Here is a 232-nt window from a genome sequence, read left to right as displayed (position 1 = left end):
GCAGAGGCGCGCTTCCTGCTCGGGTCGACCCTGCTGCGGCAGGGCGATGCGGCAGCGGCCTTCGCCGAGCTCGATCGCGCCGACCGCCAGGGCTTTGACGCCGACCAGCTCGTGCCCCTGATGGCCCGCGCCCTGAGCCAGCAAGGCCGCTACGACATGCTGCTCACCCGCTTCGCGACGACGACGCTGCGCGACCCCTTGGCCATGGCCGCACTGCAGGTCAGCCTGGGGC

At 72.8% G+C, this 232-nt stretch carries 1 protein-coding gene; it reads left to right on the top strand.

Features of this window, described 5'->3' with window-relative positions; genetic code table 11:
* Positions 1–232 (top strand): hypothetical protein (locus RVY79_RS21770; RefSeq protein WP_317466705.1); only part of this gene is annotated, 232 nt, incomplete at both ends.

Origin of the sequence: Chromohalobacter sp. HP20-39 (assembly GCF_033052815.1) — a bacterium.
Taxonomy (GTDB): Bacteria; Pseudomonadota; Gammaproteobacteria; order Pseudomonadales; family Halomonadaceae; genus Chromohalobacter.
This window is presented reverse-complemented; position numbering and strand designations above follow the sequence as displayed.